The sequence below is a fragment of the Rahnella aquatilis CIP 78.65 = ATCC 33071 genome, from assembly GCF_000241955.1.
GTDB classification, from domain to species: Bacteria; Pseudomonadota; Gammaproteobacteria; order Enterobacterales; family Enterobacteriaceae; genus Rahnella; species Rahnella aquatilis.
Genome location: NC_016818.1, coordinates 3,204,728 through 3,225,363, shown reverse-complemented (window position 1 = coordinate 3,225,363; position 20,636 = coordinate 3,204,728). Strand labels below are relative to the sequence as shown.

At 50.0% G+C, this 20,636-nt stretch carries 18 protein-coding genes; 9 read left to right on the top strand and 9 right to left on the bottom strand.

The genetic code is table 11. The features are described from left to right. The first annotated feature begins 204 nt into the window (after nucleotides 1–204). Nucleotides 205–1,260, top strand: coding sequence for an oxygen-dependent tRNA uridine(34) hydroxylase TrhO (trhO, locus tag RAHAQ2_RS14480; RefSeq protein WP_015697950.1), 1,056 nt, complete (start codon nucleotides 205–207; stop codon nucleotides 1,258–1,260). A gap of 71 nt (nucleotides 1,261–1,331) precedes the next feature. Here the strand turns inward: trhO and RAHAQ2_RS14475 are convergent, their stop codons facing one another. Both RAHAQ2_RS14475 and RAHAQ2_RS14470 read right to left on the bottom strand, forming a co-directional pair. Beyond that, the gene (locus RAHAQ2_RS14475) at nucleotides 1,332–1,910 is read right to left on the bottom strand and encodes a YceI family protein (RefSeq protein WP_015697949.1); all 579 of its coding nucleotides are present in this window, start codon (nucleotides 1,908–1,910) and stop codon (nucleotides 1,332–1,334) included. Nucleotides 1,911–1,970: 60 nt separating this feature from the next. After that, entirely contained in the window at nucleotides 1,971–2,516 is a 546-nt protein-coding gene (locus RAHAQ2_RS14470) for a cytochrome b (RefSeq protein WP_015697948.1), read from the bottom strand. Nucleotides 2,517–3,072: 556 nt separating this feature from the next. On the opposite strand from RAHAQ2_RS14470, the gene RAHAQ2_RS14465 reads away from it, so the two are divergent. The 3 genes from RAHAQ2_RS14465 to RAHAQ2_RS14455 are packed head-to-tail and all read left to right on the top strand — an operon-like array spanning nucleotide 3,073 to nucleotide 8,391. After that, nucleotides 3,073–4,215 carry an efflux RND transporter periplasmic adaptor subunit gene (locus RAHAQ2_RS14465; RefSeq protein ID WP_015697947.1) on the top strand — a complete coding sequence of 381 codons (1,143 nt, stop codon included), beginning with the start codon at nucleotides 3,073–3,075 and terminating at the stop codon, nucleotides 4,213–4,215. 9 nt (nucleotides 4,216–4,224) lie between these two features. After that, complete coding sequence (locus RAHAQ2_RS14460) at nucleotides 4,225–7,320, top strand: efflux RND transporter permease subunit (protein ID WP_015697946.1); 3,096 nt, start codon at nucleotides 4,225–4,227, stop codon at nucleotides 7,318–7,320. 27 nt (nucleotides 7,321–7,347) lie between these two features. Then, complete coding sequence (locus tag RAHAQ2_RS14455; protein WP_015697945.1) at nucleotides 7,348–8,391, top strand: AI-2E family transporter; 1,044 nt, start codon at nucleotides 7,348–7,350, stop codon at nucleotides 8,389–8,391. Nucleotides 8,392–8,510: 119 nt separating this feature from the next. Here RAHAQ2_RS14455 and RAHAQ2_RS14450 read toward each other — a convergent pair whose 3' ends face one another. The 5 genes from RAHAQ2_RS14450 to pyrC all read right to left on the bottom strand — a co-directional run bounded on the left by RAHAQ2_RS14450 (nucleotide 8,511) and on the right by pyrC (nucleotide 12,624). Continuing rightward, the gene (locus tag RAHAQ2_RS14450) at nucleotides 8,511–9,179 is read right to left on the bottom strand and encodes a LuxR C-terminal-related transcriptional regulator (RefSeq protein ID WP_015697944.1); all 669 of its coding nucleotides are present in this window, start codon (nucleotides 9,177–9,179) and stop codon (nucleotides 8,511–8,513) included. Nucleotides 9,180–9,380: 201 nt separating this feature from the next. Continuing rightward, nucleotides 9,381–10,496, bottom strand: a complete 1,116-nt coding sequence (solA, locus tag RAHAQ2_RS14445) for an N-methyl-L-tryptophan oxidase (RefSeq protein WP_015697943.1) — start codon at nucleotides 10,494–10,496, stop codon at nucleotides 9,381–9,383. A gap of 144 nt (nucleotides 10,497–10,640) precedes the next feature. Next, a complete protein-coding gene (gene bssS / locus RAHAQ2_RS14440; protein ID WP_013576258.1) occupies nucleotides 10,641–10,895 on the bottom strand; it encodes a biofilm formation regulator BssS in 255 nt (84 codons plus the stop codon). Nucleotides 10,896–11,241: 346 nt separating this feature from the next. Further along, on the bottom strand, nucleotides 11,242–11,496 hold the full coding sequence (gene dinI / locus RAHAQ2_RS14435; protein WP_013576257.1) for a DNA damage-inducible protein I: 255 nt from the start codon (nucleotides 11,494–11,496) through the stop codon (nucleotides 11,242–11,244). A 78-nt stretch (nucleotides 11,497–11,574) separates the two neighbouring features. Then, entirely contained in the window at nucleotides 11,575–12,624 is a 1,050-nt protein-coding gene (gene pyrC, locus RAHAQ2_RS14430) for a dihydroorotase (RefSeq protein WP_015697942.1), read from the bottom strand. 223 nt (nucleotides 12,625–12,847) lie between these two features. On the opposite strand from pyrC, the gene RAHAQ2_RS14425 reads away from it, so the two are divergent. After that, a complete protein-coding gene (locus RAHAQ2_RS14425) occupies nucleotides 12,848–13,135 on the top strand; it encodes a putative quinol monooxygenase (RefSeq protein WP_015697941.1) in 288 nt (95 codons plus the stop codon). 72 nt (nucleotides 13,136–13,207) lie between these two features. Here the strand turns inward: RAHAQ2_RS14425 and rne are convergent, their stop codons facing one another. Continuing rightward, on the bottom strand, nucleotides 13,208–16,501 hold the full coding sequence (gene rne, locus RAHAQ2_RS14420) for a ribonuclease E (RefSeq protein WP_015697940.1): 3,294 nt from the start codon (nucleotides 16,499–16,501) through the stop codon (nucleotides 13,208–13,210). Between the two features lie 599 nt (nucleotides 16,502–17,100). On the opposite strand from rne, the gene rluC reads away from it, so the two are divergent. After that, nucleotides 17,101–18,063 (top strand): 23S rRNA pseudouridine(955/2504/2580) synthase RluC, encoded by a 963-nt coding sequence (gene rluC, locus RAHAQ2_RS14415; protein ID WP_015697939.1) that lies wholly within the window; start codon nucleotides 17,101–17,103, stop codon nucleotides 18,061–18,063. Between the two features lie 43 nt (nucleotides 18,064–18,106). On the opposite strand, the gene RAHAQ2_RS14410 is transcribed toward rluC, so the two are convergent. Continuing rightward, nucleotides 18,107–18,700, bottom strand: a complete 594-nt coding sequence (locus RAHAQ2_RS14410; RefSeq protein WP_015697938.1) for a Maf family protein — start codon at nucleotides 18,698–18,700, stop codon at nucleotides 18,107–18,109. 142 nt (nucleotides 18,701–18,842) lie between these two features. On the opposite strand from RAHAQ2_RS14410, the gene yceD reads away from it, so the two are divergent. From yceD to plsX, 3 genes are read left to right on the top strand one after another with little or no spacing between them, the layout of a single operon-like run. Further along, entirely contained in the window at nucleotides 18,843–19,367 is a 525-nt protein-coding gene (gene yceD / locus RAHAQ2_RS14405) for a 23S rRNA accumulation protein YceD (protein WP_013576250.1), read from the top strand. Nucleotides 19,368–19,379: 12 nt separating this feature from the next. Then, a complete protein-coding gene (gene rpmF, locus RAHAQ2_RS14400; RefSeq protein ID WP_015697937.1) occupies nucleotides 19,380–19,547 on the top strand; it encodes a 50S ribosomal protein L32 in 168 nt (55 codons plus the stop codon). Between the two features lie 48 nt (nucleotides 19,548–19,595). Beyond that, complete coding sequence (gene plsX, locus RAHAQ2_RS14395; RefSeq protein WP_015697936.1) at nucleotides 19,596–20,630, top strand: phosphate acyltransferase PlsX; 1,035 nt, start codon at nucleotides 19,596–19,598, stop codon at nucleotides 20,628–20,630. Nucleotides 20,631–20,636: the final 6 nt, after the last annotated feature.

The window sequence follows — 20,636 nt, the reverse complement described above, 5'->3', positions numbered from 1 at the left end:
GATAATGGACTATAAGAATAGATAACAACTAAGAATAGGTTATCGCATTTCAAAAATGTGCAATGCACAGCAGGTGTTTTTCTGCTGACGAATTTGCAACGGGAGATGTCCTCGTTGTTGCTTTAATGTATAATCTTGCCGCTTCAAAAGTAGATATTCAGTATCCAATAGTTAAATTCCCCCTGAAAGACAGGAACGTACACCATGCCAGTGTTACATAACCGTATTTCTAATGAGGAACTCCGTGCGCGCATGTTGGCTGAAACTGAGCCCCGCACGACGGTTTCTTTTTATAAGTATTTCCAGATTGAAGATCCAAAAGCCTTCCGTGACGCCCTGTACGTCAGCCTGACACGCCTTAACGTGTTTGGCCGTATATACGTGGCAAAAGAAGGGATTAACGCGCAGATCAGCGTGCCGCAAAGCCAGTTTGAAGCGTTTAAAGCCGTGCTGTTTTCCAGCCATCCGGCGCTGGATCAGATCCGCCTGAATGTGGCGCTGGAAGATGACGGCAAATCCTTCTGGGTGCTGCGTCTCAAAGTCCGTGACCGCATCGTTGCGGACGGAATTGATGATGATTCTTTCGATCCGTCAAACGTGGGTGAATACCTGAAAGCCGAGCAGGTCAACGCCATGATTGACGATCCGGATACGTTGTTTGTCGATATGCGTAACCACTATGAATATGAAGTGGGGCATTTTGATAAGGCGATTGAAGTCCCGTCTGACACGTTCCGCGATCAGCTGCCTATGGCGGTTGATATGCTTAAAGAAGACAAAGACAAGAAAATCGTCATGTATTGCACGGGCGGCATTCGCTGTGAGAAAGCCAGCGCGTACATGCTGCATAACGGTTTTAAAAATGTCTATCACGTGGAAGGCGGCATTATTGAATATGCGCGCCGTGCCAAAGAAAAGGGGTTGCCGGTCAAATTCAAAGGCAAAAACTTTGTCTTTGATGAGCGTATGGGTGAGCGTATTTCCGATGACGTGATTGCACATTGTCACCAGTGCGGCGCTGCCTGTGATAATCACACCAATTGCAAAAATGACGGCTGCCATCTGCTGTTTATCCAGTGTCCGGCGTGTGCGGCGAAATTTGACGGTTGTTGCAGCGAAATCTGTATGACAGAGCTGAAGCTGCCCGTTGAAGAGCAACGTGCGTTGCGCGCGGGTCGTGAGAATGGCATCAAAGTCTTCAATAAGTCTAAAGGATTATTGCAAACTACCATGCATATTCCGGCACCTGAAAACGACTGACCGGCGTATATAAAAAAAGGCCCTGAATGAGCGACAGCGATTCAGGGCCTTTATACTTTGGGGGAAAGGGATTACTTCTCCTGCACGCCCTCGACAGAAATGATCAGCTCGACATTCTGCGATGCCGGACCGAGATCCGTAGTAATACCGTAATCCTTCAGCGCGAGGGTACCTGACGCTTCAAAACCTGCGCGATAACCGCCCCACGGATCTTTGCCCTGACCGAGCAATTTAGCCTGTAACGTTAAAGGTTTGGTGACGCCGTTCAGCGTGAAATCGCCCGTTACTGCCAGATTTTCACCTTCTTTCTTCACTGATGTTGATTTGAACGTAGCCTGCGGATGTTTGCCAACATTCAGGAATTCAGCGCTGCGCAGATGCTTGTCACGCTCGGCGTGATTAGTGAATACGCTGGTGGTGTTGATGGTGACATTCACTTTATCCGCAGCGGGATCTTTCTCATCAAAGGTAAATCCGCCATCGAAATCGTTAAAGCTGCCGTACAGCCAGCTGTAACCTAAATGCTTGATACGAAATTCAATAAAAGCGTGCTGACCTTCTTTGTCGATCTTGTAGCTCGCTGCCGTTGCCGAACCCGCCGCCAGTAACAACGAGGCCAGGGTTAAACCCAGAGTGGTCTTTTTAAACATGGTTATTCTCCGTTTATCCATAATGTGAACAACATTGTAAAGAGCAGAACGTAAACCGGATCAGCGCCCCAGCATGCGCGTCAGGGTACTGTCGCGGTCGATGAAATGATGTTTAAGCGCGGCAAGGGCGTGAAAACCTGAGACGATCACAATGCCCCACGCCATCCACAGATGCAGCGTGCCGGCGATATCGGCCTGTTGTTCCAGCCCAGACAGTGTGGCGGGGATCTCAAACCAGCCGAAGACACTGACAGGCTGACCTTCAGCCGTCGAAATCAGATAACCACTGATCAGAATGCCGAACAGGCCGATGAACAGCAGAACATGAGCCAGCCAGGCACCGATACGCGTTTTCACGCTGTAGCTCGCCAGCGGTTTAGGTGGCGGAGAAATAAACCGCCACGCAAGACGAAATACCATCACAGCAAAAATCAGGATGCCGATACTTTTATGTATTTCCGGTGCACGGTGATACCAGGTGTCGTAATAACCCAATCCGACCATCCATAATCCCAGTGCAAATAAACCATAAACGGCCAACGCTACGAGCCAGTGAATTAACACTGAAATATGGCCAAAGCGGGCAGGAGTATTTTTCCACAGCATAAGATGATGTTCTCAGTGAAGAGGATATTTGTGAAAGTAAACATTTGGAAACATATTGGCAAACTATTATTTTCAAATTAGCCGATTAATTTAACTTGTTCATTATTTTTGATGGTAACAGGAAGATTTCGTTCAGTGATTTTGTTTTTGTTATCTTCCGGCGATTTTGATTATCGGGAGTTCAGTGACCATAAGGTTCTGTCAGGTTTTGTCATCGACAGTAAAGTTAATTCTGGTACTAAAAATTTGAGTAAAAATAATAATTTCATCGGTGACTAATTCTTCTTGAAGCTTTTGATTATCTGTTTTTTCACTGTGAAAAATGAAAGTTTCTTTATTCAGGCTATGAATCTAAATATTTCTTAAATAAAACGTAAATATGTTAAAGCTCGATTCCCGAGATGATCGAGATCAGGTTGTGATATCAGACAATATTTATAATCCTCAATAATTCTGATTAGGAATTTTTTTATAGATTAATATTTGATGTTTGCCGGTGTGTGCACTTTCGCTGAATTAAGAGAGCAACATCCGACATCACATGGAGAGTGACACTATGTTTCCTGCAATGAGCCGTTTCGTAGCAATGCCTGTGCTGCTGACAGCATTATTATTTCCCCTGACCAGTGCGGTTGCACAGTCTTTACCGTCAGTGATCACAGCGACAATTACCACTCAACCTGACGGCGTCAGCCGCACCTATCTTGGACGTCTTGAAGCCGTGCAGGCCGTCAATGTGACCAGCCGGACTGAGGGCTTTATTGCCCGACGTGCCTTTGAGGAGGGGCAGTTTGTGAATGCCGGCGACGTCTTGTATGAAATCGAACCCGCTTTACATCAGGCGGCTGTCGCTCAGGCCAAAGCCCGGCTCGACAGCGCTAATGCGACCGCACGCCATGCACAAACCCATCTGAATCGCATACAACGTCTCGGTGATGCGCGCACCGTCAGCCAGTCCGACGTAGATGCCGCGCTGGCAGGGCGTGATACCGCCCGGGCGGCTGTCGCGCAGGCGCAGGCCGCATTGAAAACACAGGAACTGCAACTGAGCTATACCGGCATTACGGCGCCTATTTCAGGGCGTATCGGTGTAAGCCATTTTCATACCGGCAGCCTGGTGAATCCGGCCAGCGGCGCGCTCACTGAAATTGTGCAGCTCGATCCCGTGCGTGTCGTGATTTCAGTCAATGAACGTGATGTTCTCAGTGCCAGCCACAGCAGCGGCACGCTGGAAGACGCTTTCTCTGCCAATAACATGACGCTTTCCCTGCGCTTATCTGACGGTTCGCCTTACATGAACGCGCCGGTACTGGAATCCTTAGGAAATCGTATCGATGCGCAGACAGGGACGTTACCGGTCAGGATGAACGTGGCAAATCCTGACCATCGTTTGCTGCCGGGGGGCACCGTCAATGTGACGGCAGAGCCCCGTTCCGGGCATTCACTGCCGGTATTACCTGCGCAGGCTTTGCAGCAAAATGCGGCAGGGCATTTTGTCTTGCTGGTGAATGCTGAACAGCGTGTGCAAGCGCGGCCAGTTCGGCTTGGTGCTCAGACCGGGCACGGTTATTTCGTCATTGAGGGCTTGCGGGGCGGAGAAAAAGTCGTGACCGAGGGCCTGCAATGGGTCCGGCCAGGTATGGCTGTAAATACGCGGGAAGCCACTGATGACCCGGGTCTGACCACGAAGAAACGTTAAGGAACAACGATGCTCCAGCAATTTATTAAAAGACCCCGTTTTGCGGTGGTCATCGCGCTGGTGACGGCGCTGATCGGTGCCGTCGCCCTGAAGGTCATTCCGGTTGAACAATATCCGGATATTACGCCACCGGTGGTGTCAGTCAGTGCTATTTATCCCGGTGCGAGTGCGCGGGACGTAGCGGAATCCGTTGCCGCACCGATTGAGGCACAGGTGAACGGTGTCAGTAACATGCTGTACATGTCGTCGAACAGCGGCAATAACGGCAGCTACACGCTGACCATTACGTTTGCCAGCGGCACGGATCCGGATACGGCGGCAGTCGAAGTACAAAACCGTATTTCGCAGGTCAGCTCACGTCTTCCGTCGGAAGTGCTGAGCACGGGCGTGTCGGTGCGCAAACAGGCTTCCAATATTCTGATGGGCATCAGCCTGCTTTCTCCTGAAAATACCCATGACATGTTGTTTATCAGCAACTTTGCCAGTATTCAGTTGCGTGATGCACTGGCGCGTGTTGACGGTGTCGGCGACGTGCGGGTGTTTGGCTCGCGTGACTACAGCATGCGTATCTGGCTGGATCCGCGCAAAATGGAAGCGCTGGATGTCAGCAGTATGGAAATCAGCGCGGCGATCCGGGATCAGAATGTGCAGGCGGCGGCAGGGCAGATTGGCGCGTCACCAAGCCCTTCCATGCAGCAGCAAACCCTGACCATCAGCGGCGCGGGGCGTCTGAGTTCACCGCAGGAGTTCGGCAATATCATTGTGCGTAAAAATGCTCATGGCGGTACGGTGCGTTTGCGCGATGTCGCCCGTATTGAGCTGGGCGCGCAGGATTACCAGGTGAATGCGACACTGAACCAGACACCCTCTGCCTTCCTGTCGGTCTATCCTGCGCCGGGGGCGAATGCGCTGAATGTGGCCAATGCCGTACGCGAAGAAATGTCACGTCAGGCGCGCAATTTCCCCGATGATCTTACCTATGAAATCAAATTTGACTCGACCCTTTTTGTCAGCGCCACGCTCGATGAGATTGCCGTTTCACTGGTGCTGACTTTTATCGTCGTGCTGTCGATTGTTTACCTGTTTCTGCAAAGTGCGCGGGCGACATTCATCGTTGCACTGACTATTCCTGTCTCCCTGCTGGGCACGTTTGCTGTGCTTTTTGCCTTTGGCTATTCCGCCAACACCCTCAGTTTGTTTGCCATTATTCTGGCGCTGACGGTCGTGGTCGATGATGCCATTGTGGTAGTGGAAAACGTTGAGCGTCTGATGATGGAAGATCCGGCGCTCGGGCGAGTGGCCGCAACCCGCCAGGCCCTGAAGCAAATCGCCGGGCCGGTGATCGCCACCACCGTGGTACTGCTGGCAGTATTTGTGCCGGTTGCGGTTCTTCCGGGGATTACCGGGGCACTGTATCGTCAGTTTGCTGTCACGCTGTCAGCGGCCGTTGTTCTTTCAAGTATCAACGCGCTGACCCTGACCCCTGCGCTGTGTGCAACCCTCCTGAAACCGCGTCCGGCAAAGCCGGCATGTGTTTTCCACTGGTTTAATCAGGGGCTGAGCGGTGTTCGCGATGTCTATGTGAAAGCCACGCGGGGGATCAGCAAACATGTGCTTACCAGCATGATTACGGTTCTGGTGATTGGCGTAGCCTGCGTCTGGGGCTACAGCAGTTTGCCGAAATCTTTCCTGCCCGATGAAGATCAGGGCTATTTCTTTGTGAATGTACAGTTGCCTGACGGGGCATCTCTGAACAGAACTGATGTTGTGCTCGGCCAGATGCAGCAAATTATGCAAAAAGATCCGGCGGTTGAGGATGTTATCGCCATCAGCGGCTTCAGCCTGCTGAGCGGCGGGAGTTCGCCGAACACTGCTTTTGCCATCGTATTGCTCAAGCCGTGGGGCGAGCGCAGCAGTGTGGATCAGGTGATCGGGCGTCTGCAACCGGCGATGGCGGGCATTCCTTCTGCAATGATTATGGCAATAAATCCGCCTGCGATTTCCGGCTTAGGTACGGCGTCAGGGCTGGATTTGCGTTTGCAGGCGTTACAGGGGCAATCCCCGCAGGAACTCGCTGCCACAGGGCAGGCGCTGCTCCAGGCTGCCAGTCAGGATCCCGGCCTGAGCCGCGTGTTTACTACCTTCAGTGCATCCGTACCGGAAATTGCTCTGAGTGTGGATCGTGACCGTGCGGCGCTGTTGCAGGTGCCGGTCAGCCGTATTTTCGGTACGTTGCAGACGTCTCTGGGTGGCGTGAACGTCAGCGATTTCATCATCAACAACCGCCTGTTTAATGTGCAGATGCAAAACGAAATGGAAGATCGCCAGCGCGCTGACCAGATATCAACACTGTCGGTACGCAGCGACAACGGCTCACTGGTCAGCCTGGCGAAGATGGTTGAACTGACACCCTCTCTGGGTGCGCCGTTTATCACGCAGTATAACCAGTTTCTTTCACTGGCTATCAGCGGCTCGGCGGCACCTGGTGTCAGCTCCGGTGAAGCTATGGTGCGGATGGAAAATATCCTGAGTGAAAAGCTGCCAGCGGGTTACGGTTATGAATGGACCGGCATGTCATTGCAGGAAATTCAGGCTGGCGGCCAGGCCATCCTTATCTATGCTGCGGCACTGCTGTTTGCGTATCTGTTCCTGGTGGCGCAATACGAAAGCTGGAGCATTCCTTTTGTTGTGATGATTTCCGTGATTTTTGCGGTGTTTGGCGCAATCGCCGGCCTGCACGTCGCAGGGCTGAGCAACGACATATATGCTCAGATAGGTATGGTCTTGCTCATAGGGCTTGCGGCGAAAAATGCCATTCTGATCGTTGAATTCTCAAAAGCCAGAAGAGAAGAGGGAGTATCCGTCCGCGACGCGGCTGAGGATGGCGCTAAGCAACGTTTCCGTGCGGTAATGATGACGGCAATCTCGTTCATTCTCGGGGTGTTACCGCTGGTCATGGCCTCAGGTGCCGGTGCCATGAGCCGCCATATCATCGGCGTTACGGTGTTCAGTGGTATGTTGCTATCCACGACGGTGGGGATCCTGTTTATTCCGGCGCTGTATGTGCATATCCAGCGTCTGCGTGAGTGGGTGAAATCTCGCTAAGGGATCCGCCAGCTTGAGGAGAAAGGTTTGCGTAAAACGATCGTGACAACTCAGGGCCTGAAAATTGTTGTAATGATGGCGATGCTGGTGGTTATTTTCGCGGGAATAAAATCTGCAGCAGATATTATCGTGCCCTTTATTCTGGCGCTGTTTCTGGCTTTTGTATTGAATCCGCTGATCGTCTTGCTGGAAAAATGGCGCGTGCCCAGGGCACTCGCTGTTTTGCTGGTGGCGACGCTGGTGATTTGCACGATGGTTTTCCTGACCACCAGGTTGCTGGTGACGCTCAATGAGTTTGCCCGCACATTGCCGCAATATCGCGGGCTTATTGTCGAGAAACTCAGTGATATAGAAGCCTGGTTTCCACAAAGCGGACTGACGCTATCTCCCGAACAACTGGCCGGATATATCGACCCTGCAGCGACGCTGAACCTGGTCAGTAAATTGATCAGCTATTTGTCCAACGCCATGGCGGGTTTGTTCTTACTGCTGATGACTGTCGCATTCATGCTGCTTGAGGTTCCGCAATTGCCCTACAAGCTGGAGAAAATGTCAGATGATCCGGGCAAAGGGATGGCCAATATCCAGCGTGCACTGGACAGCATGACACGCTATCTGGTGATCAAAACGCTGATAAGTGTGGTGACGGGGCTGGCAGTTTGGGCCTTACTGGCGGTTACCGGCATCCGTTTTGCTTTCCTGTGGGGGATGCTGGCTTTCGCCCTGAATTATATTCCCAACATTGGTTCTTTTATCGCGGCTATCCCGCCGATCATTCAGGCGTTTCTGTTTAATGGTGTCAGTGAAGGGCTGATACTGGCGGGGGGGTATATCCTGATCAATTTGATTTTCGGCAGCATTATTGATCCGAGAATTCTGGGACGCGGGCTGGGATTATCGACACTTGTGGTCTTTATGTCACTGATTTTCTGGGGATGGCTGATGGGACCGGTCGGCATGTTACTTTCGGTGCCACTGACGATTGTGCTCAAGATAGCGCTTGAAGCTACAGCGGCAGGCCACAAAATTGCTGTGCTTTTGGGCGACGGGGCACCAGCACGCAAAAGTTAGCCTTTCTCTTCGAAATGATAAGCAACAGGGAATACAAGCGAGATATTGAAACGAAGGGGAAAGAATACAGTGATGTGAAAATGCCCTGAATTATCAGGGCACTTAGGATTTTTGCCGGTTTAGCTGTAAGTTTTGTAAATCATCTGCAAGTCGTCTTTAATCTGACGGCTGATTGGCGTCGCAGAAATATCATCAATGGGCCAGAATAAATACTTAATCAGGTTGTAAATAAAACAAAATTCCAGCCGGTTACGGACTTTGATTTTTTGTGCCAGATGTCGTTTATGAACATACACCGTACGGCTGCTGATGTTTAATTTTCTGGCAATACGGTAGTTTGGCATTTCAGACATCCAGTAGCTCATCACCAGAATTTCCTGATCGCTGAGTAACGTTCTCGGCAAGCCGAAATTATTTATCGGCATAAATGCTTCGTGATCTGCTGCTATCTGCTGCAAAAGTGTGGTGAGCGACTGTTTGTTGAGAATAGAGACTTCACGGGTAACAGCAATCGGCGTTTCGGTGTCTGGATAGGTGGCATCAACATAGCAGTATATTCGGGCGCTATGGCGAAATTCAAAAAACGCTTTTAATTCCTCAGATAGTTCCGCGTTATGACAATGATTTGTCATATTCACAAAAATGATGTCTGGTTGAAATTCAGGAATTAAAGTGAGGGAGTGGGAGATATTGACAGTGTCAATAATATCTAGACTACTATTTTCAACGAGATAAGAGAAGATTCCTAAGCGCGTAAAGCCACAGGGTTCAATTATACAAATTTTCATATCACATCCTTGTCATGCGTAACATTACGCGCCGGAAACCACTCCTGTGATTTCTGCATCCAGCATAGATTCTTTTCTATAATGCTGTCAATTCGGAAATGCCAGTCTATTGATCTCGTTCAAACTGGAATTAAAGAAAATGGTAACGGAAATAAAATAACAGCCCTCGTTAATATTCACGAGGGTTGAAATTATTTTACATTAATTGAACCGCGTAAGTGAAAAGGGTGTGAGATCAAAAGGAATAGGATGATTGTTACCGAAGTGAGTAACTATTTCCCCCAATACGCTGGCGAATTTAAAGCCATGACCACTTAATCCTGAAATAACTAAGGTATTCTCTCTTTCCGGCAGGGTATCAATAATGAAATCTTCATCAGTCGTCATGTCATAAGTGCATGACGCACCGCGCAAACTGACACCAACGCCTGGCAGGAAATGGCGGAAGAAACTGAAGGATTCAGTGCCATCCTGACTGAAGCTGCCATAAGGTTTACGCTGTTCTGGTTCGGTTATCCATTGACCGCCGTTATGTTTCCCCAATTTCAGTTCATCCTTAACAGAGGGGAATCCGTAGTACTGGTCACCTTGCAGCGTTTCCAGCGTAAAGGCTGGAAAATGGTTTTCTTCACTGTAGCGGCCATCTGCATGGAACCAGGCAAATACCTTACGCAGGGGTTTAACGGGTAATTCGGGGAGGATTTTCGTGACCCAGGTTCCCGCCGTTACGACCAGTTTGGCCCCACGGTAGACGCCGTCAATCGTTGATACTTCAATGCCGTCATCCAGCCAGTTGATGCTTTCAACGGGACAGTTGAATAATTGCGCACAGCCCGCTTCCCGGGCGAGGCGAATATATGCCGCGACCGCCATTTCACTTTGCAGAAAACCCGAGTTGGGTTCATACACACCGCAATAGCCGTCCTGCAACGTGAAAAGAGGCCACTTTTCACGAATTTCAGCCGCGCTGAGGGATTGTGTGACGAGATTGTAGGTTTCAGCGCTGTTCTTCACGTTACCGATAAATTCAGCGTTTTCAGGACCAATGTTCAGAACGCCGCTGCGATGGAAAATCTTATCGCCGCTCAGTTCTGCCAGCTCATCCCAAAGCGTTTGTGCTCTGAGCAGCATGGGCACATAACGTGAACCTTCGCCGTAAGCGTGGCGGATAAGGCGTGTTTCGCCATGATGGCTGCCCGCCTGATGGGGTGGCATTGCGCTGTCTATCATCAGTACTTTCAAGCCGGAACGGGTGGCGTAGTAGCCTGCGGCTGAACCAACCGAACCGCTGCCTACGATAATGAGATCGTAATCCATAATTCAAACGTTCCTGTGGTGAGAATTTTTAACAAACTGGCTACGGGCATGATAGAGAGTTTAAGGCGGAGAAGGCAAGCAGAGCGGAGGCAAAGAAAAAGGCACCAGGATAAATCGCTGGTGCCTCAGACTGGCAGGTAAAGATTAGTGTTTTCGGTGATCACTGTATTCGTACTCGTTAGATTCTATCTTTTCGATGCCGGCTTCAAGAATGTTAATGAGTTGCCGTGCAACGTCGGTAGTTAACCACAAGGTTCTGTCTACCTGAGCATCCTCGGGTGTCTGGTCTTTTGAAGACAGGTAATGAAGGCGTATCATCATGGCGTCATAAGAGTCGACGGTACTGATATCCCAACCAACAAGCGGATGTGTCTGAATAACTTCATCATTTCTGTCCATATAGACCCCTTATATTGTAGTGACTGACGTGAGTGACTATCTGAGGATCAAGGCGGCTCATTATCATATGAGCCATTTCAGTATAAACAGATAAACTGATTTATGGAGTGATTTAAGCGTATTAAATTGTAAATAATTTGTGTTGATTGTTTATTCAGCGGAATAATCTGAGATTAACTTAAATTTTATTTTTCAGAAGAGTCTGTTTTATGCAGTAAAAAGGAATAAAAAACCGGACTGCGACGCCCGGTGAAATACAAAAATAGCCTTGCGGCGTGGTTTTAATAAACCTGATTATTATAGATAAGGGATAAAAAGTGAACGGCTTTTCAGGAATTTCATCGGGTTACTCATCGTTCTGATTTGAGAACCAGTCGTCAGCGCTTTCCCAGGTTTCCTGAAGAATTTCCTCAATAAGATCGCGGTCAGTTTTTGCGCCACCCAGAACGGACAGGCTATTTGCTCCGGCATAGCGGACCTGAATTTTATTTTCGCGGTCAGAAAATTGTTTGTTAATTCTTTTACTCAATTCACCAGATAACGCGTCGAGCGCGCCGGCAGGCAGAGGCTTGGTTTTATCGATTGTGACTTCAACACGCATAGGACCTCCTGAATAGATTAGACTGTATATTTATACAGTCTAATCATGAACAGTGCAATACGCGCTGAGAATTTCTATTTAGTAAGACGTCACTTTCCAGTTCAGTGTCTGACCGGCGAGGAATGGCACAACAGATTCATTGCCCAAAGCAATTTCTTCAGGTTGCGTCACCGGGACACGGGACATTTCGACGAAGCCTTCATTGAGCGGCAGGCCATAGAAACGCGGGCCGTTAAGTGAGCAAAACGCTTCAAAATGTTGCAGTGCATTCATTTCTTCAAAGACTGTCGCATACGCCGATAATGCGAGCGGGGCATTGAAACAACCCGCACATCCGCAGCTCGATTCTTTACGGTCTTTGGTGTGCGGCGCAGAGTCGGTACCCAGGAAGAAGCGATCAGCGCCGCTGGCGATGACTTCACGCAATGCTTCCTGATGAATGTTACGTTTGAGAATTGGCAGACAGAACAGGTGAGGGCGTACGCCGCCAACCAGCATGTGGTTGCGGTTGAACATCAGATGCTGCGGCGTAATGGTTGCCCCCAGATACTGATTGCCAGAAAGAACATACTGCGCAGCATCTTTGGTGGTGATGTGCTCGAAGACAATTTTCAATTCAGGGAACTGACGACGTACCGGATCCATCACTTCATCAATGAAGCGGGCTTCACGATCAAAAATATCAACGTGGTTGTGCGTGACTTCACCGTGGATCAGCAAAGGCATGCCGATTTTCTGCATACGCTCCAAAACAGGGTAAATCATTTTGATATCAGAAACGCCATGCTGAGAATTTGTTGTCGCATTGGCCGGATACAGTTTTGCCGCCGTGAATACGCCTTGCTCGAAACCACGTGCAATTTCTTCCGGATCCTGAGAATCGGTCAAATAGCAGGTCATCAGAGGGGTAAAGTTATGTCCGGCAGGCAACGCGGCCATAATCCGTTCACGATATGCTATTGCAGCCGCTACGGTGGTCACGGGAGGGGTAAGGTTTGGCATGACAATCGCACGACCAAATACTTCACTGGTGAAAGGTAACACGGTGCTGAGCATTTGGTCGTCACGAAGGTGAATATGCCAGTCATCCGGACGGCGGATTTTCAAAACTTGCGGTGTTGCAGTCATCAGGCAAAACTCCGGCATTGAGAGACAAGATATTGGGATCAGGTGCGGTAACGGGAGCATTAACGGCGGGGAACAAGAATAAGCGTAAAAGCGTTGTGTTGCATCTGTTAAATAAAGTTCGTATTGAAATCAATGCGTCGACAGGTTCATAGTGAGGGAAGATTTTAGTCAGAGTGCTTCCCGGTACGCCCTGAAGCATGACCAAAAAAACAGGAGAACCATTATGGAAATCAGAGTCGTTGCCACTATTGTCGCCAAAGCAGAATTCAAGTCAAAAGTGACAGAAGCATTGCTTGACGTAATTGAACCAAGCCGACAGGAAGTAGGTTGCCTGCAATATGAGCTGCATCAGGATCTCGATACAGAGGGTACTTTTGTTTTCTACGAGCGATGGGCCTCTGAAGAAGCGCTGAATCAGCACAATAAGACCGAGCACTTCCAGCGTTTCGCGAAAAGCCTGGAAGGGAAACTGGAGGAACTGACGATTCGCCGCCTGAAAAGCCTGGCCTGATGAGGTTTCACAGCCAAAAATTTCTGTAAAAAAACCCGCCGAAGCGGGTTTTTTAGTCTCAATGGTCAGCGATTACTCGGCTGGCATCTCAGGTTTGGTTGCCGGGGCTGTTGCGGTGGTGACTGCCGCATGGCCGCCTGCAGAACCTTTACCTTCAAAGTTAAACTCAGGACGAACCCAGTCACTGTGACGAGGAGGCTCTGGCACATAGGCCGGAGCTGGAGCCTTGGTCATTGGCGCTGTTGCGAGGTGCTTGAAGCGAGGTGCAACAACCGCTGCTTCAGTGACCACCGGAACGGCTGCGACTGGCGCAGTTTCCACAGCAGGTTGAACTTCAGCAACAGGTTCCGCTTTTTCTTCCGCTTTCACTTCGGATTCGGCAGCTGGCGCAGGTGCCTGTACTTCCGGTTCAGCGAGAACTGCTGTTGGTTCAACGATTACTGGCTCGTGTGCTTCTGGCGCAACGTCAATCACCGGCGTTTCCGCAACGGGTTCAGCTGTTGCCGGTTCAACCAGTACGGGCTCGTCGGCAACAGGTTGCGCAATGTCTGCTGGTGCGGTTTCGTCGGCTGGCGTCTCTTGTGGTGCAGCTTCGACGACATTGTCAGGCTCTGCGGCTGGCTGTTGTGCAACTTCAGCAATGTCAGACATTACCGGCGTATTCGCCTGTGCAATTTCGACCTGCTCAGTCAGCACTTCAGGGGCTTCGGTTTCAATAATCTGCTGTTCAACAGACTGGGCAACCGGATAGGTGACCCAGACTTTACCCGAAGCCATTTCCGGAGAAACAAACGCACCTGCAAGTGGCATTGGTGACTGGGTCGGATAACGTTCATCACGATAACGGCGACGACGTTGACCGCTTACACGCAGGTGGCGTGGAGAGCGGCGTGAACGACGTGGCATGCCATTCTCACGGGCATTGTCATTCTGATTATCTTCGTTATCGGCAACATTTGGTGATTCAGCATCAGAAGGTTCCTGCTCAGCAATCACTGGCGCAGCGGGGCGAGTACCCGTGATCAATAACTGTGCTGCAGCTTCTTCTTCGTGATCAACTTCTGCTTCAGATTCGAAGCGGATTTTATGCGATAACTGACGACGCTGACGACGCTGAGTGGGCTGACGATCTTCCTGCTCAGTTTCATCGGCAACGACCGGAGCAGCGACTTGTTCAACGATTGCAACATCCTGAACTTTTTCTTCAGTTTGTGGTTTACGTTTGTCTTCAGAACGGCGACGCGAACGTTCACGGCGAGGCTGTTGCTGCTGTTCTTCACGCGCAACAGTTTCAACTTCTTCAGGACGGTTTTCGGTAATAACCGGTTCCTGATTACGGCGGCCACGGCGCTGATCATCTCGTTGTTCGCGATTATTTTCGCGGGTATCACGGCTTTCACCACGATTATCACGATTGTTGTCACGACCTTCGCCACGTTCACCACGATTACCGCGTTCATTGCGCTCGCCACGTTCTCCGTTGCGATCACGACGTCCGCCCTGGCGGCGTTGATTACGGCGTTCGTTATTACGACGGCTTTCTGTTTCAGTCGCTTCCTGAGTCTCTTGCTGTGCTTCAACAGGTTTTACTTCCTGCTGTGGCTCCGGCGCGAATAAGCTTTTCAGCCCACTCAGAAGGCGGCTGACAAAACCTGATTTCTCAGCAACAGGTTTCTCGGGAGCATTAACCGTTGTCGTTCTGGTTTTGACCGGTTCTTCGGTTACGGTGGTCTGTTCAAAGCTGGATGGAGGCGCTTCGCTTTGCAGCGCAAACGCAGCCAGAGCTGGTTGCTCAGGGCGACGACGCTCAGCTGGCAACTCTTCAGAAGGTTGCAACATTTCTGCTTCATGAATCTGCGGCAGCAGATAGCTGAGTGCAGAGATTTCTTCACCTTTACGAACGCGAAGAACATGGTAGTGCGGAGTTTGCATTTGATCGTTAGGCACGATCACCGCGCGCACACCACCCTGCCGTTTTTCGATGGCATTCACCGATTCACGTTTTTCGTTCAGCAAGTAAGAAGCGATTTGCACCGGAACGATGGCATGCACTTCTTTGGTGTTTTCTTTCAGTGCTTCTTCTTCGATCAGACGCAGAATCGACAGTGACAGGGATTCGTTGTCACGAACGGTGCCGGTACCTGCACAACGCGGGCAGATATGGTGCGTGGATTCACCCAATGACGGGCTAAGGCGCTGACGGGACATTTCCAGTAAACCGAAGCGGGAAATGCGACCGATTTGAATACGGGCACGATCCTGACGAACGGCATCACGCAGACGGTTTTCTACTTCGCGCTGGTGGCGAACGGGTGTCATGTCGATGAAGTCGATAACAATCAGGCCACCGAGGTCGCGCAGGCGTAACTGACGGGCAATTTCATCTGCAGCTTCAAGGTTGGTGTTGAATGCGGTTTCTTCGATATCGCCGCCGCGGGTTGCACGCGCGGAGTTGATGTCGATAGCGGTCAACGCTTCTGTGCTGTCGATAACAATAGAGCCACCGGAAGGCAGACGGACTTCACGCTGGAAAGCGGATTCAATCTGCGATTCGATTTGGTAATGACTGAACAGCGGAATTTCACCCACATACGGCTTAATTTTGCTGCTGAAATCAGGACGGCCCAGAGCAGCAATATGTTCTTTTGCCAGCTCGAGGACTTTCGGGTTATCGATGAGGATTTCACCGATGTCCGGGCGTAAGTAATCACGAAACGCCCGAACGATAACATTGCTTTCCTGATGGATCAGGAACGGAGCAGGGCGGCCTTCAGCGGCTTTCTTGATCGCATCCCAGTGCTTGAGGCGGAAAGTCAGGTCCCACTGCAAAGCTTCTGCGGATTTGCCGACACCGGCAGTACGCACAATCAGGCCCATGCCATCAGGCAATTGCAGGGAGGACAAGGCTTCTTTCAGTTCAGTGCGGTCATCGCCTTCAATACGGCGGGAAATACCCCCGGCGCGTGGATTGTTTGGCATCAGAACCAGATAACTACCGGCCAGACTGATAAACGTCGTCAGTGCTGCGCCTTTATTTCCACGCTCTTCTTTATCTACCTGAACAATCACTTCCTGGCCTTCGCGCAACACATCTTTGATGTTCGGGCGACCATGGGAAGAATAATTGCTAGGGAAATATTCGCGGGAAATTTCTTTCAGAGGGAGGAAACCATGTCGTTCCGCGCCGTAATCTACGAATGCTGCTTCCAGACTGGGTTCAATGCGGGTGATTTTACCTTTGTAAATATTCGCTTTTTTCTGCTCATGGCCCGGACTTTCAATATCCAAATCATACAGCCGCTGTCCATCTACAAGGGCAACGCGCAACTCTTCTTGCTGAGTTGCGTTAATCAACATTCTTTTCATCTTAACTTACTCATTATTATTCCATTATTGACAAAGCTGCGGGCAAAATGACCTCATGACCGGATAAACCGTTGGCCCCGAGTCTTCTCGCAAATCGTCAACCTCACGGCTGTCGCTTGCATAGGGGCGCATTATTTCGGTAAGTCTGCTTTTGCTGTATTAAAGACACCAGCGTTGTGAAAGCAGCACTTTTATTAGGGGAATAGCTTCTGAATTTACGTTAACAGATCTCATTCCGTCGCCGGTCAAGCTGCAACCCGCAGCCCGCTAATTGCTTGATTTCACATTACGTCTTACGCCATTGCTGCGTTTTTGTGCGATCAGGCAAATCTATAATTCCTGCGTTTTCCCTAACTTAAGAGAAACAACGCCGAAAGTGACTTCATTATTCCATTGCAGGCACTGTGATAGCAAGGTGACTTTTCCCAAGCAGGTAAGATATTTACCTCAATGAGAGATGCGCCGCATTGTCAGAACCTGAGCTTTCCTAAAAAACAGGGGAAGTGAGAGGGTTTTCCTGTGCTGTTACTGATAAAGTGAAAGTTAAGCACATAAAAATCAGTGGCGCGAACCGTGCCGGATATTTAGAATCGCGAGCCATGAAAACTGAGAACCCAACTGTACAATTAATCCCCATCTCCGAAGACGAAGCCGGTCAGCGCATCGACAACTTCTTACTTAAAATCCTTAAGGGCGTGCCGAAGAGCATGATCTATCGCATCGTGCGTAAAGGAGAGGTGCGGGTTAATAAGAAAAGAATTAAGCCTGAATACAAATTACTTGCCGGTGATGAAGTGCGTGTGCCGCCGGTTCGTGTTGCGGAACGTGATGAAGCGCCTGTTTCCGCAAAGCTGGATAAAGTCGCCGCGCTGGCGGATTGCATCTTATATGAAGACGACCATTTGCTGATCCTCAATAAGCCTTCCGGCACGGCCGTACACGGTGGCAGCGGGTTGAGTTTTGGCGTAATTGAGGGCCTGCGCGCCCTGCGTCCGGAAGCACGCTTCCTTGAACTGGTTCACCGTCTTGATCGTGATACTTCCGGCGTTTTGCTGGTCGCCAAGAAGCGTTCCGCCCTGCGATCCCTGCATGAGCAGTTGCGCGTTAAAAGTATGCAGAAGGATTACCTGGCACTGGTGCGCGGTGAATGGCCGTCACATTGCAAAGTCGTACAAGCACCTTTACTGAAAAATATTCTGCAAAGCGGTGAGCGTGTTGTCAGGGTTAATGCTGAAGGCAAACCTTCTGAAACACGTTTCAAAATTGAAGAACGTTATGAATTTGCGACGCTGGTGAAAGCCAGCCCGGTCACCGGCAGAACGCACCAGATCCGTGTGCATGCGCTGCACGCCGGTCATCCGATTGCGTTTGATGATCGTTACGGTGAGCGTGATTTCGATGCAAAATTGTCAGGAACGGGTCTGAACCGTCTTTTCCTGCATGCGGCTGCGCTGCGTTTTGAACATCCGGCTAGCGGTGAGACGATGCGAATTGAAGCCCCGATGGATGCCAAACTGCGTAACTGCCTGAAAATTTTACGGGCTAAAACGACGGCACGTTAAGCTGAACATTAAACAAAGGCGCACGGGATGCGCCTTTTTTCCTTTATAGGAGCGGATTGATACCTTCCCGTCGCAACAAGGCGAGCAGGGCAATGAGAGGCAAACCAATTAACGTGTTCGGATCACGTCCTGTCAGACTGTCGAAAAGTGTGATCCCCAGTCCTTCACATTTAAAGCTTCCCGCACAGTCATAAGGCTGTTCGCGATGCAAATAACCGGTAATTTCTTCATCAGTTAATGACCGGAAAGTCACGTCAAATGTTTCACATAAAGTCTGCGCTGTTTGTGTTTCGCCGTTATACAGGCTCAGACCGGTATAAAACGTAACAGTTTTACCACTGGCAGCCTGTAACTGACGAAATGCGTTATCAAAAGTATGCGGTTTGCCGGTTATTTTTCCGTTGATCTCGCAGACCTGGTCGGAACCGATAATCAGATGCTCAGGATACGAGGCCGCAAGTACGCTGGCTTTGGCGAAAGCCAGGCGCTGCACCAGTTCGGCTGGTTTTTCGTCGCGGCCCGGTGTCTCATTAATATCAGGAGCGGCGCAGGAAAATGCCAGACCGGTTTTATCGAGAAGTGCCTTGCGGTACAACGATGTTGAAGCCAGAAGTAACTTTTTGGGATGTGATGACATAATTTTTTTTCACAAAGCGTAGCGTTATTGAATCGCACATTTTAAACTGTTGGCCGCTGTGGAAGCGAATATTGGTGAAAGGTGCGGTTTTAAGGCCTTTTTCTTTGACTCTCTGTCGTTACAAAGTTAATATGCGCGCCCTATGCAAAAAGTAAAATTACCCCTGACCCTTGATGCGGTTCGCACTGCCCAGAAGCGTTTAGACTATACAGGTGTCTATACTGCTGATCAGGTTACGCGTGTTGCCCAATCAGTGGTCAGTGTGGATTCTGATATCCAAACCTCTTTGTCGTTTAATATCGACAATCAGCGCCTGGCTGTGATTACCGGCCACTCCGATGTTGCTGTGACTCTGGAATGCCAGAGATGCGGTAAGACGTTTGAACATCAGGTTCACACAACATATTGTTTTAGTCCTGTCCAAAATGATGAACAGGCTGAGGCATTACCGGAAGCGTACGAGCCGATCGAAGTCGATGATTTTGGCGAAGTTGATTTGCTGGCGATGATTGAAGACGAAATTATTCTTTCACTGCCTGTCGTTCCGGTACATGAATCTGAACACTGTGAAGTGTCCGAAGCGGACATGGTATTCGGTAAACTGCCTGAAGAGGCGGAAAAACCAAATCCATTTGCCGTATTAGCGAGTTTAAAGAAAAGTACTTAAGGAGTAAGGTCCATGGCCGTACAACAGAATAAACCAACCCGTTCTAAACGTGGCATGCGTCGTTCACATGATGCGCTGACCACTTCCACTCTGTCTGTGGACAAGACTTCTGGTGAAACTCACCTGCGTCACCACATCACTGCCGACGGTTACTACCGCGGTCGCAAGGTCATCGGCTGATATTTGCCTGCTACTTATTCACGTGATAAGTGCTGGCAAGGCGATACCTTGACTCGTCTAACCATCGCGTTAGATGTAATGGGCGGAGATTTCGGTCCTTCCGTCACAGTGCCTGCTTCATTGCAGGCACTGATTTCTAATTCTGAATTAGACCTCCTTCTGGTCGGCGATCCCGACGCAATCACACCATTCTTAGCCAAAGCCGATCCTTCTTTAACAGAACGAATTCGGATAATTCCTGCTGAATCCGTTATAGCCAGCGACTTGCGTGCGTCACAAGCTATACGGGCCAGCAAAGGAAGCTCAATGCGGGTGGCGTTGGAACTGATCAAAAGTGGTGACGCACTGGCGTGTGTCAGCGCCGGGAATACCGGCGCACTGATGGGATTAGCCAAGCTGGTTGTCAAGCCTCTGGATGGCATTGAGCGTCCGGCGTTGATGAGCGTGTTACCTAACCAGCAACGCAGTAAAACGGTGGTGCTGGATTTGGGTGCCAACGTTGAGTGTGACAGCACGATGCTGGTTCAGTTTGCCGTGATGGGCGCTGTCATGGCCGAGCAGGTTGTCGGGATCACGAATCCCCGTGTTGCCTTGCTCAATATTGGCGAAGAAGAAAGCAAAGGGCTGGATAATATCCGCGAAGCCGCCGCGATTTTAAAAAATACCGCATTAATCAACTATATCGGCTATCTTGAAGGCAACGACCTTCTGACCGGTAAAACAGATGTGATGGTGTGTGACGGCTTTGTAGGTAATGTTACGCTCAAGACCATGGAAGGCGTAATAAGGATGTTTTTGTCACTGTTAAAATCCTCGGGAGAGAGTGGCAAGCAGGCCTGGTGGCTGAAATGGTTAGGTCGGATCCTGCAGAAAAAATTGCTAAAGCGTTTTAGCCATCTCAACCCCGACCAGTATAATGGCGCATGTTTGTTAGGATTACGGGGCATCGTTATTAAAAGCCACGGTGGAGCAAACCAGCGTGCGTTTGCTGTTGCTATCGAACAGGCTGTGCAGGCGGTGCAGCGGCAAGTCCCTCAACGGATTGCCGCGCGCCTTGAAGCTGTATTACCCAAGAGTGACTGATCGTAC

What these genes read in the sequence shown, in the direction of transcription:
- trhO (WP_015697950.1), top strand. Translation starts at nt 205, where the DNA reads ATGCCAGTGTTACATAACCGTATTTCTAATGAGGAACTCCGTGCGCGC.
- RAHAQ2_RS14475 (WP_015697949.1), bottom strand. Translation starts at nt 1,910, where the DNA reads ATGTTTAAAAAGACCACTCTGGGTTTAACCCTGGCCTCGTTGTTACTG.
- RAHAQ2_RS14470 (WP_015697948.1), bottom strand. Translation starts at nt 2,516, where the DNA reads ATGCTGTGGAAAAATACTCCTGCCCGCTTTGGCCATATTTCAGTGTTA.
- RAHAQ2_RS14465 (WP_015697947.1), top strand. Translation starts at nt 3,073, where the DNA reads ATGTTTCCTGCAATGAGCCGTTTCGTAGCAATGCCTGTGCTGCTGACA.
- RAHAQ2_RS14460 (WP_015697946.1), top strand. Translation starts at nt 4,225, where the DNA reads ATGCTCCAGCAATTTATTAAAAGACCCCGTTTTGCGGTGGTCATCGCG.
- RAHAQ2_RS14450 (WP_015697944.1), bottom strand. Translation starts at nt 9,179, where the DNA reads ATGAAAATTTGTATAATTGAACCCTGTGGCTTTACGCGCTTAGGAATC.
- solA (WP_015697943.1), bottom strand. Translation starts at nt 10,496, where the DNA reads ATGGATTACGATCTCATTATCGTAGGCAGCGGTTCGGTTGGTTCAGCC.
- bssS (WP_013576258.1), bottom strand. Translation starts at nt 10,895, where the DNA reads ATGGACAGAAATGATGAAGTTATTCAGACACATCCGCTTGTTGGTTGG.
- dinI (WP_013576257.1), bottom strand. Translation starts at nt 11,496, where the DNA reads ATGCGTGTTGAAGTCACAATCGATAAAACCAAGCCTCTGCCTGCCGGC.
- pyrC (WP_015697942.1), bottom strand. Translation starts at nt 12,624, where the DNA reads ATGACTGCAACACCGCAAGTTTTGAAAATCCGCCGTCCGGATGACTGG.
- RAHAQ2_RS14425 (WP_015697941.1), top strand. Translation starts at nt 12,848, where the DNA reads ATGGAAATCAGAGTCGTTGCCACTATTGTCGCCAAAGCAGAATTCAAG.
- rne (WP_015697940.1), bottom strand. Translation starts at nt 16,501, where the DNA reads ATGAAAAGAATGTTGATTAACGCAACTCAGCAAGAAGAGTTGCGCGTT.
- rluC (WP_015697939.1), top strand. Translation starts at nt 17,101, where the DNA reads ATGAAAACTGAGAACCCAACTGTACAATTAATCCCCATCTCCGAAGAC.
- RAHAQ2_RS14410 (WP_015697938.1), bottom strand. Translation starts at nt 18,700, where the DNA reads ATGTCATCACATCCCAAAAAGTTACTTCTGGCTTCAACATCGTTGTAC.
- yceD (WP_013576250.1), top strand. Translation starts at nt 18,843, where the DNA reads ATGCAAAAAGTAAAATTACCCCTGACCCTTGATGCGGTTCGCACTGCC.
- rpmF (WP_015697937.1), top strand. Translation starts at nt 19,380, where the DNA reads ATGGCCGTACAACAGAATAAACCAACCCGTTCTAAACGTGGCATGCGT.